This is a genomic window from Flavobacterium gelidilacus DSM 15343 (genome assembly GCF_000422685.1).
Taxonomy (GTDB): Bacteria; Bacteroidota; Bacteroidia; order Flavobacteriales; family Flavobacteriaceae; genus Flavobacterium; species Flavobacterium gelidilacus.
Window position 1 is genome coordinate 378,394 of record NZ_AUGN01000001.1, and the last position, 16,137, is coordinate 394,530.

Consider the following 16,137-nt stretch of genomic DNA (forward strand, 5'->3'; position numbering starts at 1 on the left):
TCATAACTAAAATAACATTTTTCATGTCTAACAAATCAAAAATATTTTATACTATTACAGATGAGGCTCCAATGTTGGCAACACATTCATTTTTGCCAATAGTACAAGCTTTTTCTAAACCTGCAAACATTGATTTAGAAACTAGAGATATATCTTTAGCAGGAAGAATTTTATCCAATTTTCCAAACTATTTAAAAGAAGATCAAAAAGTGGCTGATGCTTTATCAGAACTAGGTCAGTTAGCTACTCAACCAGAAGCTAATATCATAAAATTACCCAATATTTCGGCCTCTGTTCCTCAACTAAAAGAAGCAATAGCTGAATTACAATCTCAAGGTTACGCAATTCCTAATTTTCCAGAAGAAACTAATTCAGACGAACAAAAAGCTATTAAAGCTAAATACGCTAAAGTATTAGGTTCTGCTGTAAATCCGGTTTTACGTGAAGGAAATTCAGATAGACGTGCTCCAAAAGCCGTTAAAAATTATGCAAAAGCTCATCCACATTCAATGGGTGCGTGGTCATCAGACTCGAAAACACACGTTTCTCATATGGAAAGTGGCGACTTTTATGGTACTGAAAAAGCAGTTACTATAAAAGATGCTGGAAGTTTTTCAATTGAATTTGAAGGTGCTAACGGTATAACTAAAATATTAAAAGGAAATTCTCCATTATTGGCAGGTGAAGTTATTGATTCATCTGTAATTAATATGAATGCATTAAAGAAATTCATCGCAGAACAAGTTGCTGATGCAAAAGCAAAAGGTGTATTATTTTCAGTACACTTAAAAGCAACGATGATGAAAGTTTCTGACCCCTTAATTTTTGGAGCTTTCGTAGAAGTATTCTTTGCTGATGTTTTTGCTAAATACGCTGATTTATTTAATGAATTAGGTGTTGATACTAAAAACGGTTTAGGTGATGTTTATGCAAAAATTGAAGGAAATCCAAAACAAGCTGAAGTAGAAGCTGCTCTAACTGCTGCTATGGAAAATGGTCCTGCTTTAGCTATGGTGAATTCAGATAAAGGAATTACTAACTTACATGTTCCTTCTGATGTGATTATTGATGCTTCAATGCCCGCAATGATTCGTAACTCAGGAAAAATGTGGAATAAAGAAGGGAAATCTCAAGATACTAAAGCAATTATTCCAGACAGATGTTACGCAGGAATATATCAAGCTACTATTGATTTTTGTAAAGAAAATGGTGCATTAGACCCAAAAACTATGGGAAGTGTTCCTAATGTTGGTTTAATGGCTCAAAAAGCTGAAGAATATGGTTCACATGACAAAACGTTTCAAATCGCTGCAAATGGTACTGTAAAGGTAAAAGATGCCAACGGAAAGGTAATTATGGAACAAGCAGTTGAAACTGGAGACATTTTTAGAATGTGTCAAGTTAAAGACGCTCCAATTCAAGACTGGGTAAAATTAGCAGTAAATAGAGCAAGAGCAACTGGTGTTCCGACTGTATTTTGGTTAGACAATAAAAGAGCTCACGACAGACAAATTATAGAAAAAGTAAATTTATACTTAAAAGACCATAATACTAACGGATTAGACATTCGTATCATGAATCCAGATGAAGCTACTAAGTTTTCTTTGGAACGAATTGTAAAAGGTTTAGATACTATATCAGTTACAGGAAATGTTTTACGTGATTATTTAACTGACTTGTTTCCAATTTTAGAAGTTGGAACATCTGCTAAAATGTTATCAATCGTTCCTTTAATGAATGGTGGTGGATTATTTGAAACTGGCGCAGGTGGATCTGCTCCAAAACATATCGAACAATTTATCGAAGAAGGTTATTTACGTTGGGATTCATTAGGTGAATTTTTAGCTTTAGGTGTTTCTTATGAGCATTTAGGTTTGACTTTCAACAATCCAAAAGCTTTAGTTTTATCGGAAACTTTAGACGAAGCTACGGAATTGTTTTTGCAAAATGATAAATCTCCAGCACGAAAACTTGGAAGTATTGACAATAGAGGTTCACATTTCTATTTAGCTTTGTATTGGGCACAAGCTTTAGCTAAACAAGATAAAGATGCTGAATTAAAAGCTATCTTCACTCCTATTGCTACTGATCTAAGTGCAAATGAAGCAAAAATTAATGAAGAATTAATTGCTGCTCAAGGAAAACGTCAAGAAATTGGTGGTTATTATCATCCAAATTTTGAATTAACAGATAAAGCTATGAGACCAAGTGCAACATTTAATGGTATTTTAGCAAAGTTGAAATAATTCATATTCCATATAAAAACAAAAAAACGTCCTAAGAAATTAGGACGTTTTTCGTTTTATGTTTTGTTTGTTCTTTATTCTTCCTTTTTATCTTCTTTCAAAGCATCATCTTCTTTTGCTTTGTCATCTGTTTTATTCATAATAATTAAACTGGCTTTAACTCCTGTGTTTAAATTCCATTCGCTAGCCGTTATTTGTTTTCCAAATTCATCAAACACTACAAATGCAGCTGTATTTGGTCCAGAAGTTCCTTGATTTAAAGCTACAAAGTCAATATGATTACTACCTTTTTCTAAACTAATAAAAAAGGTTTTATAGCCAGCTTCTAATAAAACACTCTGAACAGCAACTTTATCATTCACTAAAATTGAAACTACGTCTCCATCAGGTTCTTGATGATCGCGACACATTATTTTTAATAAATTTGTCTCTACAGTAAATTCACCTAAATATTGTGTTTTTTGATTTCCAGTAGAGGCTTCTTTTAATCTGTCATTTAAAGCGCTTTTTCTATCTTCATCAAAATCATAACCTTCATCTTTTTGAACCATAATAGGTTGCACTTTCTCCTCTTTTTTGAAAGTAAATTTCTTTAAATAAACATCATCTTTTTTGGTTAAAATACTTTTATAACCAATTGTTGCTTTAGGTTCTTCAACTTTAGGTTTATCGATACTAGTTGGAATCTTATAGTTTTCTAACTTTAATTCACCCGATTTTTTAGGAACTTCTCTTTGTCCTATCATGGTGAATGAAATAAAAAATAGAAAAACTATTGAAAGTAAAGTCCGCATTATTGCTTTTTGTTTATGTAAATTTAAAAAATATTTCTGCAATTAACCACAAATTAACATTTGATAAAGAAAAGTTTAGAATAATATTATCAAATTTGTAACTCAAAATTTATGCCATGTTAGTTAGACGATTTATTTCTCTATTTCTTTTATTATTTACTGTGTTTTCTTCAGCTCAGGAAAAATTCACCTTAAGTGGTGTAATTTCAGATGAAAAGACTAATGAAACATTAATTGGTGTTTCTGTAATTATTGATGAATTAAGAACAGGAACTTCTACTAATGAATATGGTTTTTATTCAATTACTCTTCCAAAAGGTATTTATTCGGTTAGAATTAGCTATCTAGGCTATAAAGAAATAAAAACTACAATTGATTTAAACCAAAATGTGAAAAATAATTTTTCAATTATTGAAAGTGAAGAAGTTTTAAATGAAATTGTTTTGGTTGATAATCCGGACAAAATAAATATAAAAAGTCCAGAAATGAGTGTAAATAAACTTTCTATTAACACCATAAAACAAATGCCTGTAATATTAGGTGAAGTAGATATTTTAAAATCTATTCTGACCCTACCTGGTGTAACAAATGCTGGTGAGGGACAATCAGGCTTTAATGTCCGAGGTGGTGCAGTAGATCAGAATTTGATACTTTTAGATGAAGCTACAATTTATAACTCCTCGCATTTATTTGGCTTCTTTTCGGTTTTTAATGCTGATGCTATTAAAGATTTAAAATTATATAAAGGTGGAATTCCAGCGCGTTTTGGAGGAAGAGTAGCTTCTGTATTAGATATTTATCAAAAAGAAGGTAACAGCAAAGAGTTTCATGTAAATGGTGGAATTGGTCTAATATCAAGTCGAATTTTAGCAGAAGGACCTATCGTTAAAGACAAAGGTTCTTTTTTAATTAGTGGAAGAAGTTCTTATGCTCATTTATTTTTAAAACTTACTGACAATCAAAATTCAGCTTATTTTTATGATTTGAATACAAAATTAAGCTATAGAGTAAATGATAACAACAACTTATACCTTTCGGGTTATTTTGGAAGAGATGTTTTTAGCTTGAATCAAAGTTTTGTAAATACTTATGGAAATAGTGTTTTAAACTTCCGTTGGAATCATCTTTTTTCTGATAAATTATTTTCTAACGCTTCCTTGATATATAGCGATTATTATTACGGCTTAACGCTTGATTTTATTGGATTTAATTGGGATAGTGGTATCAAAAATTACAATTTTAAATATGATTTTAAACATTATTTGACAGACAAAACAAAATTAACGTACGGAATCAACACCGTTTATTACGATTTCAATCCAGGAAAAATTGAACCAACAGACTCAAATTCTGGAATAAACCCTGATCAATTAGATAAAAAATATGCTTTTGAGCCAGCAATTTATGTTGATGCTGAACAAACTATTTCAGAAAAACTATCCGTAAATTATGGTTTACGATACAGTATGTTTTATAGATTGGGAAGTCAAGAAATAAATGTGTATGAAAACAATCAAGCTGTAAATTATGATTCAGATTTAAAAATTTATGAAAAAGCAACTCCGATTGGAACCAAAAAATATGGGTCAAATGAAACTATTGCAAGATTTGGAAACCTTGAGCCTAGATTAGCATTATCGTATTCTATCGATTATAAACAATCTATTAAAATGAGTTATAATAGAATGACTCAATACTTGCATTTAATATCAAATACACAATCTCCTACTCCATTAGACGTTTGGGCGCCAAGTGATGATTTTCTTAAACCTCAAATATTAGATCAATATGCAATTGGCTATTTTAGAAATTTTGAAAATGGAAAATATACTTTGGAAGTTGAGTCCTTTTATAAAGACATAAAAAACAGATTAGATTATATTGATGGAGCTGATTTAATTGCAAACAACGCTATCGAACAAGTAGTTTTAGCAGGAAAATCAAGAGCTTATGGTTTAGAAATTTTAGTTAAAAAGAATGAAGGAAAATTAAGTGGGTGGATTTCTTATACTTTATCCCGTTCAGAACAACAAACAGCTGGAAGAACTGCCGATGAAATTGGCATAAATAATGGTGATTGGTACAAAACAGGTTGGGATAAAACACATAATTTATCTGTAACCGGAATGTATCAACTAAATGATAAGTGGAGCTTTGGTAGTATTTTTAGTTTACAAACTGGACAACCTGTAACTTATCCAAATGGACAATATCAATATTTAGGTATAACGGTTCCTAGTTTTAGCGAAAGAAATAGCAATAATTTACCAACTTATCATCGTTTAGATATTTCTGCCACAATGACTCCTAAAAATAATGCAGGAAAGAAAATAAAAGGAGAATGGGTTTTCGGAATCTATAATCTTTATAGTAGAAAAAATGCAGCTTCTATAAGTTTTAGACAAAATCAAGATTCAGGAAATAACGAAGCTGTTCGTTTGTCTATTTTTGGAATAGTTCCAAGTGTAACGTATAATTTTAAATTTTAAATCATGGTAAAATTCATATATAAAGTAGCTACATTATTTATTCTATTAATTGTCATGCTAGTAAGTTTAATTAGTTGTGAAGATGTCGTTGATGTTGATTTAGATAATGCTAATCCGAGATTAGTAATAGAATCTTCCATTTTATGGAAAAAGGGAACAAATGGAAATGAACAAAAAATAAAATTAACAACAAGTACAGATTATTTTTCCAGTACAATTCCTGTAGTTTCTGGAGCAACTATTTTTATTACAGATGCAATAAATACATATAATTTTACAGAAAATCCAGGAACTGGAGAATATGTTTGTGGAAATTTTAATTGTGTCATTGGTGAAACTTATATACTCACAGTTATTTCAAAAGGGGAAACATACACAGCAACAGAAACTTTTCAAGCAGTACCAACAATTGATTCAGTAGAACAAAACAATGAAGGAGGTTTTTTAGGTGATGAAATTGAAGTTAAATACTTTTTTCAAGATAATGGAAATACAGATAACTTTTATTTAATTCAATTTAATTCAAATTTTAGTTTCTTACCTGAATACGATGTTGTTAATGATCAGTTTTTTCAAGGAAATCAAATGTTTGGTCTATACTCAAATGAAAACATGAAACCCGGAGCCGAACTTACTTTTACATTGCATGGAATTTCTGAACGTTACTATAATTATTTAAATGTATTATTGGGAATTGCCGGAGGAAATGGAGGAAGTCCTTTCTCAACGCCTCCTGCAACTATAAGGGGTAATTTTGTTAATGAAACAAATTCTGATAACTTTGCCTTTGGTTATTTTAGTTTATCTGAAATAGATACTAAAACATACACAATACAATAATTCACAAATTAAATGTCTTCACATCATATAGTTCGCGATGATCAAGAACCAGCTTTAATTATAGCCAATGGCGCAGCTTGTAATGATGAATTGTTAGGGCAATTATTAGAATGGTCTCCTTTAGTAATTGTATTAGACTCTGCTATTGAACGTGTTTTAGAATTAGGCATAAAAATCGATGTTTTATTAGGTGATTTTGATAGAGGTTTTGACGCAAATTTCTATAAAGAAAGTCAATATCCAATAGAAATAGTACACACACCAAACCAAGACAAAACAGATTTAGAAAAAGCCTTTGATTATTTAATTGAACGAAAAATTCCAGCTGTAAATGTCATTTGGGCAACTGGAAAAAGAGCAGATCATACAATAACAAATATTACAAACATAGTTCGGTATAGAAATTTACTGAAAATTGTAATTTTAGATGATCATTCCAAAATATTTTTACTGTCTTCGAGCTTTGAAAAATGGTATACAAAAGACAGTGTTATATCTTTAATTCCAATTGGTGAAGTAATTGATATTCATTCAACTAACTTGTTTTATCCTTTAGATAATTTATCGTTAACTATTGGTTACAAAACAGGAAGCAGTAATCATGTTGCTGAAGATGGCATTGTAAAAATCACACATAAATCAGGTGATTTATTACTAATGGAATGTTGGGATTAATCAATTATAATTTTAGTTCTTGTACTGCTTTTTTCAGAAAATAAATTAGCCAAATAAATTCCTTTTGACAATTTACTAACATTAACTGTTTCCACTTGTTTTGGATTACTTATTTGTTCTGTTTGAACAATTTTTCCATTTATATCAATTAATTGTAAGGTATAATTATCTTCTGGAGTGATACAAAAATTTATAAATAGATACTCTTTAGTTGGATTTGGATAAAAACTAATTTTATAATCTTCTTGAATTGAATTCAATCCCAAAGTTGTTTGAGCAACTGCAAAATGCAACATCGCTCCAGTAGCAGCTTTAGCAACATTATAATTAAAAACTGGATCCATATTAATTAATAAATCAGTTGATGAATGTGGATGAGTTGATTCATTTTTTTCATAAAAACCTGTGATTACTTCATTATTGTTTTCAAAAGGAATATAATCAGAACTATAAGCGTTTGACAAATAAGTATTTAAAGGCGAATATAAGCCTACACATGTAATTAATTCATTGGTAATTGTATTTGAAGCTGCATTATTTGTTGTTGGAGAACTTAAATCTCTTTCACAAGTAATTGTATTGTTAACAGCACCAGCTACACCACCAACCTGATCTAAATTAAAAACTAATTTAATATTCATTTTCGGTGTTGTACCATTAACCACTGTTGTTACATAATGTTGACTTCCAATTAATCCATCTTCTTCTCCACTAAAATGTATGAATTTAATTGAATAATCTGTTGGCAAATTCTGAAGCAAACGAGCAACTTCTAAAATAGCAGAAGTTCCACTTCCATTATCATTTGTTCCTGTACCAACTATTGAATCATAATGACCACAAATAATCACATAAGTATTCGGGTAAAGTGTTCCAATTTTAGTGACTATTAAGTTTTTACAAGTAAAAGAAGAATTTGCAAAAGTATCTTCTTGCAATTGAGAAGTAGCATATCCAAAACCTAAATATTTATTTCTTAACCAATTATATGCGTTTTCAAGTGGTTGTGTTCCTCTTCTTTTTACGCCAAGGTTTTGAAATTCAGTTAAATTAGCTGTAATATTAGATTGCGAAACTTGGTTTGCTATATTTGAGTAATTTTGAACAAATATTTGTCCAAAAAATAAATTACTAAACAGTAAAAAAAACAGGGTATATCTTATAGTCTTTTTCATAAAATTTGATTCTTAATTTATAATAACTAGAAAAATCAGAACAAATATATAATTTATTATACAATTGTATAATCTTAATATTACTTTGTAACTTTACAGACATAAATTGCAATACTATTAAATGAAATTTAAAGTCGTTTCAGATTACAAACCAACTGGTGATCAACCGCAAGCCATTGAAAAACTTTCAAAAGGAATTGATAATGGTGAAAAATACCAAACATTATTAGGTGTAACAGGTTCTGGAAAAACTTTTACAGTTGCTAATGTAGTTCAAGAAGTACAAAAACCAACATTAGTTTTAGCTCATAATAAAACACTTGCTGCTCAATTATATTCTGAATTCAAACAGTTTTTTCCTGAAAATTCAGTCCAATATTTCGTTTCTTATTATGATTATTATCAACCCGAAGCCTTTATTCCAGTAACTGGAACTTATATTGAAAAAGATTTATCTATCAATGAAGAGTTAGAAAAACTGCGTTTAAGTACTACTTCTGCCCTACTTTCTGGTCGTAGAGATATTATTGTGATTTCATCTGTTTCTTGTTTATACGGAATCGGAAATCCGGTTGAGTTTCAAAAAAATATCGTTACGGTTGAAAAAGACCAAGTTATTTCTAGAACTAAATTATTACATCAATTAGTACAAAGTTTATATTCTAGAACGGAAATGGAATTCACACCAGGAACATTCAGAATTAAAGGTGATACGGTTGAAGTTTTTCCAAGTTATGCTGATGATCCTTTCAGAATTCACTTTTTTGGAGATGAAATTGAAGAAATTGAAGCTTTTGATGCAAGAGATGCAAAAGTGATTGAAAAATATGATAAATTAAACATTTATCCTGCTAATATGTTTGTGACTTCACCTGATGTATTGAATGGCGCCATTTGGGAAATCCAACAAGATATGGTGAAACAAGTGGAATATTTCAAAGAAATTGGAAAACATTTGGAAGCCAAAAGATTAGAAGAACGTACCAATTTTGACTTAGAAATGATACGCGAATTAGGATATTGTTCTGGAATTGAAAATTATTCTCGTTATTTAGACGGAAGATTACCTGGAACAAGACCTTTCTGTTTGTTAGATTATTTTCCAGATGATTTTTTAATGGTTGTGGATGAAAGTCACGTTACATTATCGCAAGTTCACGCTATGTATGGTGGCGATAGAAGTCGTAAAGAAAATTTAGTTGAATACGGCTTCAGATTACCAGCAGCAATGGATAATCGTCCGTTAAAGTTTGAAGAGTTTGAAGGATTACAAAATCAAGTTATTTATGTTTCGGCAACTCCAGCTGATTATGAATTAGAAAAATGTGAAGGTGTTTATGTAGAACAAGTTATTCGTCCAACAGGGTTATTAGATCCAATTATTGAAGTTCGTCCGAGTTTGAATCAAATAGATGATTTAATTGAGGAAATTCAGTTGCGTTGTGAAAAAGACGAACGTGTTTTAGTCACAACTTTAACCAAAAGAATGGCTGAAGAATTAACGAAATATTTGACAAAAGTTGCCATTCGTTGTCGCTATATTCATTCTGATGTCGATACTTTAGAACGTGTTGAAATCATGCAAGATTTACGAAAAGGTATTTTTGATGTTTTAATTGGTGTGAATTTACTTCGTGAAGGTTTAGATTTACCCGAAGTTTCGTTAGTTGCTATTTTAGATGCTGACAAAGAAGGATTTTTGAGAAGTCATAGATCATTAACTCAAACTGTTGGTCGTGCTGCTCGTAACGTAAACGGAAAAGCCATTATGTATGCGGATAAAATCACAAAAAGCATGCAAAAAACGATGGACGAAACAACTTATCGTAGAGAAAAACAAACGGCTTATAATACAAAACACGGCTTAGAACCAAAAGCTTTAAATAAAAGTTTAGGAAGTGCTTTAAATAAGAATTCGGTTTCTACACAATACTATGAAAACCTTGAATACAAAGCCGCTGAGCCAGAAAGTCAATATTTATCAAAACCAGAAATAGAAAAGAAAATTCGCGATAAACGAAAAGAAATGGAAAAAGCTGCTAAAGAATTAGACTTTATGCAAGCTGCAAGATTAAGAGATGAAATTAAAATGTTACAAGAAAAAATATAAAAAATGAACATAAACGAAATACTACAATTAACAGACGAAATAGAAATCATTGAAGCGGTTGGAGCCAATATTTATAAAAAGAAAGAAGAATCAGATGATTTTACTTTACTAAACGATTACGAACGTAATTTTGTTTATATAGATGTGTTCGAAGCAGCTATGAATGAAGGTGGTTTCAATAACTTTTTCAGTACAGAAGCCGGAAACTTTGCATTGGAAATCAAAAATGCTTACAAAGCTATAAATGCACCAAAAACAGCTTTATTAATTGAAAAAGCATTGGGTTTATTTCCTAATGATGAATTTAATGATAAATTAGACGAAAGAAACAAACAGTTAGCCAAAATGGATGAAATGGCTTTTTCGGGTTGGGAAGATTTAGATGAATTATTTTTCGATGAAGAACAAGAAGAAGATATTGTAGCTTTAATTGTGGAATACATTAGAAAACATAAAGAGAAGTTTAATTAGTTTTTAATTCACAACTTCTCGATACAATTTTTAAAAACAAAAACTGACGTTTTCATTTCTAAAAATCACTCGAAGTGACGGAAAGTCAAGACTATTAATTGTTTTAAAAAGATTCATATACCAAACCGTCAGTTCGAGTGATTTTGTGTAATGAAATGTAACAAAATTGTATCGAGAACCGTTGTTATACAAATAAAAAATCCTAATTCAACTGCTCATGAAAAGCAGCCATTAAAACATTTCCATCAATCATTCTTGTTGGAGATTTTTTCATTAAATGAAGCACACGTTTCATAGCATAAGGATTCAACCCCATATTAATGCCAATTTCATTGATTTTCTTGTTTTCCTTTTCGTGCAAAACCCCATCAACATGCATCAATAAAGCTAGTCTATAAAACTGGCAAATTCTACTTATCTCATCTTTTATGACAACTTTTTCTGCTTTTTTGTCGTAAAGCTTAAGCATGGTTTTCTTATCAACTTCTAGTTCTTGAGCAATCATTTCAATAAAATCATATTCTCTGTCATGTAATTGCCCGTCTATCAATGCGAAGGCAATCATTTCTTGCAATAAACTAATTTTCTCTTGGTAAGTTTCCATCAAAATGCTACTTTTATTAAAGATATTAAAATCAAATATAAGTAAAAATGAAAAACTGGGTTCTATTTTTTTTAACATTTTTTTTTGGTTTAACCCAAACTAACGCTCAAAATCGTTATTCAACATTTGAAATTAAAGCACCACAATTAGATACGATTAAGAAAATTTATGTGTATTTGCCTCTAAATTATGAAACCTCAAACAAAAAATATCCTGTAATTTATATGCATGATGCTCAAAATTTATTTGATGCCAAAACTTCTTATGTTGGTGAATGGAAAGTAGATGAAACATTAGATAGTTTAAAAGCCAACGTAATTGTAATAGGAATTGAACACGGAAACAGCAAACGAATTGACGAATTAACTCCTTACAAAAACGAAAAATATGGCGGTGGAAAAGCTGATTTGTATTTAGATTTTATTGTGTCTGATTTAAAACCTTATGTAGATAAAACCTATCGTACAAAATCAAATAAAAGTAACACTGCTATAATGGGAAGTTCACTTGGAGGTTTAGTTTCATTTTATGCAGGATTGAAATATCCGAAAGTATTTGGAAAAGTAGGTTGCTTCTCTCCTTCTTTTTGGTTTTCTGATGAAATATATAAACTAATGGAAAACACAAAAAAAATAAATACAAAAATCTATTTTATGTGTGGTGATAACGAAAGCGAAACAATGGTTGAAGAAATGATAAAAATGGAAGACATCATAAGAAATAAACGATGTGATTGTTTACATCTAACTCAAATGGCTATTGTAAAAGATGGAAAACATAATGAAAAATTATGGGCAAAGGAATTTGCAAAAGCGTATCTTTGGCTTTTTTAAGAGAAATTAGAATCAAATTATTACAAAAAGATGACAAATAACGATATATTTAAGAAACTGCGTGTAGCTTTACAATTAAGAGACGAGCAAATAGTTGAGATTTTAGAATTAGTGGATTTTAGAATTTCTAAAGGTGAATTAGGAAACGTTTTTAGAAAAGAGGATCATCCTAGTTATATGGAATGTGGTGACCAATTGCTACGTAACTTTTTAAACGGTTTAGTAATTAAACTGCGTGGTACAAAAGAAGATCCTAAAGAGGCAAGTGAAGAATTATCTAAAATTGCAAATTCTAAAATAGATTTAGAAACAGGTGAAAAATTAGGTACAACAAAGAAACCAGTAGCTAAAAAACCTTATACAAAGGACTTTCCTAAAAAGAAGTATGACGATAAGCCAAAATACGATGATAAACCAAAGTATGATTCTAAAAAGAAACCTTCTTATAAAGACAAACCAAAAAAAGTAGAAATTGTTGAAAAAGTAAAGTTTAACAACGGAAAACCAAAGAAGTAAATAATTACTAAATTGAATTTATGAAAACGGTTTTAATCATAGTTGCAATAGTTTTTGTAGCCTTTGTTATTATTCAGGTTTTTGCTATGAATAGCCAAAGAAATATTGAAACATATTCATATGAGGTCAAGAAAAAATATGACACATTTGAAATACGGAATTACGAAGCAACTTTATTTACTTCAGTCAAACTTTCGACCAAAGAATATAAAAAAGCTTCTAGCAAAGGATTTTCTATTTTAGCAGGATACATTTTTGGAAAGAATGAAAAGAATGAAAAAATAGCAATGACTTCACCAGTATCAATGTCTTTAGATGATTCTATGACTATGATGTTTATGGTACCTAAGAAAAAAAATAAGGAAACGCTTCCTCAACCAAGCAATTCAGAAATTAAATTTCATGAAGAACCTGCAAAAACTGTTGCAGCAATTACTTTCGGTGGTTGGGTTAATGATGAGAAAATTGAAACGTATAAAAAAAAATTAATTGCTTCTTTAGACGCAAAAGGAATTCCTTACACAAATCGTTTTTATCTTTTAGGTTATAATCCACCTTATGAAGTTTTTAATAGAAAAAATGAAGTTATTGTAGAGTTAGAAAGTGAAGCTCTTAATATAGAGTAAAATAAATTTGTGCATAATATAAAAAAGCAAAATGAATAAAAACGGAGCTATAATTATTGTTGAAGATGACATGGATGACCAAGAAATGTTTGGTGATGTTTTTAAAGAACTTGATTATAAAAATGAAATTATTTTTTTTAATGACGGTCAAGAAGCACTTGCTTATTTAACCTCAAATACCAGAGAGCCTTTTATTGTTTTTTCGGATATTAATATGCCAAAGTTAAATGGTATAGAGCTAAGGCAACAAATTCATGAAAATGAAAATATACGATTAAAAACTATACCTTACTTATTCTTTACAACAAGTGCTGCTCAAGATGATGTAATAGATGCTTACTCAAAATCTATTCAAGGTTTTTTTGTTAAACCATCAAGTTTTGAAGAATTAAAAAGCACCGTAAAGATAATAGTTGAATATTGGCAAAAATGTGAATCTCCAAACTACACTAAATAACCTAAATAAAATAGGATTTATTTATCAAGAAAATAAAGCTACTGTGAATCCGTTTTAACAACTGAAAACTTTCTTTATCTTATCAATCCAACAAATTCTCCTAAAGAACAACTTTTATAAATTTTGTAACTGCTACCAATTATGATTTATTTATAATGAATTTAATTTTTTAAGGATTTATATAATTGATGCTTTTTGAATATTTTAAAACTAAGCTTTTTTAGTGCTTCACTTCTATTTTTAATTATTAAAACCATAACATTTGTTCAAATATAAAATTCTTAAATTGTCAAAAAATTAAGAATGTATTCTACTCTCAAAGAATTTATAAAAAGGAAAGGTGAAATTGATAACAAATCGCTAGATGAAATCTGTTCGCACTTTCAACTTTTGAAAACCAAAAGAAATGAAATTCTATTGAGTTATAATCAAATAGCTACTAATTATTATTTTATAAATAAAGGCTCTGTTCGTTTATTTACAAATACTAAAGAAGGACAAGAAATATCAAGATATTTTGCTTTTGAAGGCAATTTTGTAACAGCTTTGCCTAGTTTTATAGATCAAAAACCAGCGGAAGAATTCATCCAAACTATAGAAAGATCTGAATTACTTTATATTTCAAGAATTGATTTCTATTACCTAGTTGATACAATGCCTTTATTTGCTAAAATATATACTGAAATAATTGAATTGGGATTTATAGTTTCTCAAAAAAGAATATATGGCTTTCAAGGTTTTGATGCCTTAGAAAAAGTAAAATGGGTTATTCAGAACCAACCTAAATTATTACTAAAAGTATCAAATAAAATGGCTGCTTCCTATTTAGGAATTTCTCCTTCTACTTTAAGTAGAATAAAATCAAAATTATAAAAACGTTGACATAGGACAAGATTTATGTTTTTTAATGTATCTAAATTTGCATAAAAATTAAACATGAAAAATGCTATCTTATTATTTTTATTATCTACATCACTTTCTTTTGCTCAAAAAGACAAAGAAGAAAAAGATAATATTGACTCTTATGTTACTTCTATCGATAACCTAACACAAAAGGCTGCTTTTGAATTAGTAAATCGAGTAAATCACTTTGCTTCTACGCTAAATAAAGAGGTCTCTGTTGCAATATTAGATGCATCTGGATCTATTATAGTATTGACAAGTGGTGACAGTGTTGGACCTCACAATACTGAAGCTTCCAGAAGAAAAGCGTACACTTCTTTATCTACAAAAACAGCAACATTACAATTATTAAGAAATGCGGAACAAAATAGCGATACTAAAAATTTAAATTCTTTACCCGAATTATTGCTTTTAAGCGGTGGTTCTCCAATTTATTACAAAGGAAATATAATTGGAAGTATCGGAGTTTCAGGTGGTGGTGGTCCAGAAAATGATGATTTAATTGCAAAATCAGCTGCTATTACAGAAATCGGAATAACTACAACAAAATAATAAAAATTTTAAACAAAAAGAAAATGAAAAAATTAATCTTTACTACAGTTTTTGTCTTATTTACAATTATTGCCTTTGCTCAAAAAAAGAATTATCAACTTTCAAGTCATATCTTAGATGTTTCTAAAGGTATACCTGTAAGTGGTGTTACGATTAAATTAGAAATTTACAACGAAAAAACTAAAATTTGGAAATTGGTTGACGAAAGAGTTACCGATGAAAATGGTAGAATCGTTGATTTTTTAAGTTCAGAAAAAAATAATAAAGGAATTTATAAACTAACTTATTATACTAGTGAATATTTTAAAAGTAATAATACTGACAGTTTTTATCCTTTTATTGAAGTTGTATTTGAGATAAAAGATGAAAACCATTACCACGTTCCAATCACGCTTTCTGCTTATGGCTATTCAACTTACAGGGGAAATTAATTTTATATATAATTATTTATCAATCCATACTCAAAGCATTCAACAACATTTGAGCAGAAGCTTCATTGGTTGCTAAAGGAACATTATGAACATCACAAATACGTATCAACATTGAAATATCTGGTTCGTGTGGATGACTTGAGTTAGGGTCTTTAAAAAACAACACCATTTTCGTTTTACCTTCTGCTACTCTAGCGGCAATTTGTGCATCTCCACCTAAAGGTCCAGAAAGCATTCTCTTTACTTTTATGCCAACAGATTCAACTTTTCCACCTGTTGTTCCAGTTGCAATTAGTTTAATGTTTTCTTCAATTAAAAGGTGTTTGTTCTTATTTAAAAATTGCACCATATCCGCTTTTTTTCCGTCATGAGCAATTATGGCTATTTCATATTTGTTTTTCATAGTGTAAAAGTA

Annotated in this window: 17 protein-coding genes; 13 read left to right on the forward strand and 4 right to left on the reverse strand. The window is 29.7% G+C overall.

Annotation, left to right across the window (positions count from 1 at the left end; genetic code table 11):
- The first annotated feature begins 23 nt into the window (after positions 1 to 23).
- Entirely contained in the window at positions 24 to 2,246 is a 2,223-nt protein-coding gene (locus G507_RS0101740) for an NADP-dependent isocitrate dehydrogenase (RefSeq protein ID WP_026715867.1), read from the forward strand.
- Between the two features lie 74 nt (positions 2,247 to 2,320).
- Here the strand turns inward: G507_RS0101740 and G507_RS17195 are convergent, their stop codons facing one another.
- On the reverse strand, positions 2,321 to 3,040 hold the full coding sequence (locus G507_RS17195; protein ID WP_211218966.1) for a hypothetical protein: 720 nt from the start codon (positions 3,038 to 3,040) through the stop codon (positions 2,321 to 2,323).
- 116 nt (positions 3,041 to 3,156) lie between these two features.
- Here G507_RS17195 and G507_RS0101750 point away from each other — a divergent pair, with 116 nt between their 5' ends.
- Genes G507_RS0101750 through G507_RS0101760 form a run of 3 tightly spaced genes read left to right on the forward strand, consistent with a single transcriptional unit; the run spans position 3,157 to position 7,044 of the window.
- On the forward strand, positions 3,157 to 5,529 hold the full coding sequence (locus G507_RS0101750; protein WP_026715868.1) for a TonB-dependent receptor: 2,373 nt from the start codon (positions 3,157 to 3,159) through the stop codon (positions 5,527 to 5,529).
- Between the two features lie 3 nt (positions 5,530 to 5,532).
- Complete coding sequence (locus G507_RS0101755) at positions 5,533 to 6,369, forward strand: DUF4249 domain-containing protein (protein WP_035665383.1); 837 nt, start codon at positions 5,533 to 5,535, stop codon at positions 6,367 to 6,369.
- Between the two features lie 12 nt (positions 6,370 to 6,381).
- A complete protein-coding gene (locus G507_RS0101760; protein WP_026715870.1) occupies positions 6,382 to 7,044 on the forward strand; it encodes a thiamine diphosphokinase in 663 nt (220 codons plus the stop codon).
- Here the strand turns inward: G507_RS0101760 and G507_RS0101765 are convergent.
- Complete coding sequence (locus tag G507_RS0101765; RefSeq protein WP_026715871.1) at positions 7,041 to 8,219, reverse strand: M28 family peptidase; 1,179 nt, start codon at positions 8,217 to 8,219, stop codon at positions 7,041 to 7,043. The genes G507_RS0101760 and G507_RS0101765 overlap by 4 nt on opposite strands.
- A 121-nt stretch (positions 8,220 to 8,340) precedes the next feature.
- Between G507_RS0101765 and uvrB the strand changes: the two genes are divergently transcribed.
- Both uvrB and G507_RS0101775 read left to right on the forward strand, forming a co-directional pair.
- Positions 8,341 to 10,329: an excinuclease ABC subunit UvrB gene (gene uvrB / locus G507_RS0101770; protein ID WP_026715872.1), complete on the forward strand. Its 1,989-nt coding sequence runs from the start codon at positions 8,341 to 8,343 to the stop codon at positions 10,327 to 10,329.
- A gap of 3 nt (positions 10,330 to 10,332) precedes the next feature.
- On the forward strand, positions 10,333 to 10,800 hold the full coding sequence (locus G507_RS0101775) for a DMP19 family protein (protein WP_026715873.1): 468 nt from the start codon (positions 10,333 to 10,335) through the stop codon (positions 10,798 to 10,800).
- A 202-nt stretch (positions 10,801 to 11,002) separates the two neighbouring features.
- Here G507_RS0101775 and G507_RS0101780 read toward each other — a convergent pair whose 3' ends face one another.
- Positions 11,003 to 11,404 (reverse strand): tellurite resistance TerB family protein, encoded by a 402-nt coding sequence (locus tag G507_RS0101780; RefSeq protein ID WP_026715874.1) that lies wholly within the window; start codon positions 11,402 to 11,404, stop codon positions 11,003 to 11,005.
- Between the two features lie 47 nt (positions 11,405 to 11,451).
- Here G507_RS0101780 and G507_RS0101785 point away from each other — a divergent pair, with 47 nt between their 5' ends.
- From G507_RS0101785 to uraH, 7 genes are all read left to right on the forward strand, one after another.
- Entirely contained in the window at positions 11,452 to 12,237 is a 786-nt protein-coding gene (locus G507_RS0101785) for an alpha/beta hydrolase (protein WP_026715875.1), read from the forward strand.
- A gap of 30 nt (positions 12,238 to 12,267) precedes the next feature.
- Complete coding sequence (locus tag G507_RS0101790) at positions 12,268 to 12,753, forward strand: DUF1456 family protein (RefSeq protein ID WP_026715876.1); 486 nt, start codon at positions 12,268 to 12,270, stop codon at positions 12,751 to 12,753.
- Positions 12,754 to 12,773: 20 nt separating this feature from the next.
- Positions 12,774 to 13,379, forward strand: coding sequence for an SOUL family heme-binding protein (locus tag G507_RS0101795; protein ID WP_026715877.1), 606 nt, complete (start codon positions 12,774 to 12,776; stop codon positions 13,377 to 13,379).
- A 31-nt stretch (positions 13,380 to 13,410) separates the two neighbouring features.
- Positions 13,411 to 13,836 (forward strand): response regulator, encoded by a 426-nt coding sequence (locus tag G507_RS0101800; protein ID WP_026715878.1) that lies wholly within the window; start codon positions 13,411 to 13,413, stop codon positions 13,834 to 13,836.
- A gap of 303 nt (positions 13,837 to 14,139) precedes the next feature.
- Entirely contained in the window at positions 14,140 to 14,709 is a 570-nt protein-coding gene (locus tag G507_RS0101805) for a Crp/Fnr family transcriptional regulator (protein WP_026715879.1), read from the forward strand.
- Between the two features lie 63 nt (positions 14,710 to 14,772).
- Entirely contained in the window at positions 14,773 to 15,291 is a 519-nt protein-coding gene (locus G507_RS0101810; RefSeq protein WP_026715880.1) for a heme-binding protein, read from the forward strand.
- Between the two features lie 23 nt (positions 15,292 to 15,314).
- Positions 15,315 to 15,722, forward strand: coding sequence for a hydroxyisourate hydrolase (gene uraH, locus G507_RS0101815; protein WP_026715881.1), 408 nt, complete (start codon positions 15,315 to 15,317; stop codon positions 15,720 to 15,722).
- 19 nt (positions 15,723 to 15,741) lie between these two features.
- On the opposite strand, the gene G507_RS0101820 is transcribed toward uraH, so the two are convergent.
- Entirely contained in the window at positions 15,742 to 16,125 is a 384-nt protein-coding gene (locus G507_RS0101820) for a methylglyoxal synthase (RefSeq protein WP_026715882.1), read from the reverse strand.
- Between the last annotated feature and the right edge of the window lie 12 nt (positions 16,126 to 16,137).

What these genes read in the sequence shown, in the direction of transcription:
- G507_RS0101740 (WP_026715867.1), top strand. Translation starts at nt 24, where the DNA reads ATGTCTAACAAATCAAAAATATTTTATACTATTACAGATGAGGCTCCA.
- G507_RS17195 (WP_211218966.1), bottom strand. Translation starts at nt 3,040, where the DNA reads ATGCGGACTTTACTTTCAATAGTTTTTCTATTTTTTATTTCATTCACC.
- G507_RS0101750 (WP_026715868.1), top strand. Translation starts at nt 3,157, where the DNA reads ATGTTAGTTAGACGATTTATTTCTCTATTTCTTTTATTATTTACTGTG.
- G507_RS0101755 (WP_035665383.1), top strand. Translation starts at nt 5,533, where the DNA reads ATGGTAAAATTCATATATAAAGTAGCTACATTATTTATTCTATTAATT.
- G507_RS0101760 (WP_026715870.1), top strand. Translation starts at nt 6,382, where the DNA reads ATGTCTTCACATCATATAGTTCGCGATGATCAAGAACCAGCTTTAATT.
- G507_RS0101765 (WP_026715871.1), bottom strand. Translation starts at nt 8,219, where the DNA reads ATGAAAAAGACTATAAGATATACCCTGTTTTTTTTACTGTTTAGTAAT.
- uvrB (WP_026715872.1), top strand. Translation starts at nt 8,341, where the DNA reads ATGAAATTTAAAGTCGTTTCAGATTACAAACCAACTGGTGATCAACCG.
- G507_RS0101775 (WP_026715873.1), top strand. Translation starts at nt 10,333, where the DNA reads ATGAACATAAACGAAATACTACAATTAACAGACGAAATAGAAATCATT.
- G507_RS0101780 (WP_026715874.1), bottom strand. Translation starts at nt 11,404, where the DNA reads ATGGAAACTTACCAAGAGAAAATTAGTTTATTGCAAGAAATGATTGCC.
- G507_RS0101785 (WP_026715875.1), top strand. Translation starts at nt 11,452, where the DNA reads ATGAAAAACTGGGTTCTATTTTTTTTAACATTTTTTTTTGGTTTAACC.
- G507_RS0101790 (WP_026715876.1), top strand. Translation starts at nt 12,268, where the DNA reads ATGACAAATAACGATATATTTAAGAAACTGCGTGTAGCTTTACAATTA.
- G507_RS0101795 (WP_026715877.1), top strand. Translation starts at nt 12,774, where the DNA reads ATGAAAACGGTTTTAATCATAGTTGCAATAGTTTTTGTAGCCTTTGTT.
- G507_RS0101800 (WP_026715878.1), top strand. Translation starts at nt 13,411, where the DNA reads ATGAATAAAAACGGAGCTATAATTATTGTTGAAGATGACATGGATGAC.
- G507_RS0101805 (WP_026715879.1), top strand. Translation starts at nt 14,140, where the DNA reads ATGTATTCTACTCTCAAAGAATTTATAAAAAGGAAAGGTGAAATTGAT.
- G507_RS0101810 (WP_026715880.1), top strand. Translation starts at nt 14,773, where the DNA reads ATGAAAAATGCTATCTTATTATTTTTATTATCTACATCACTTTCTTTT.
- uraH (WP_026715881.1), top strand. Translation starts at nt 15,315, where the DNA reads ATGAAAAAATTAATCTTTACTACAGTTTTTGTCTTATTTACAATTATT.
- G507_RS0101820 (WP_026715882.1), bottom strand. Translation starts at nt 16,125, where the DNA reads ATGAAAAACAAATATGAAATAGCCATAATTGCTCATGACGGAAAAAAA.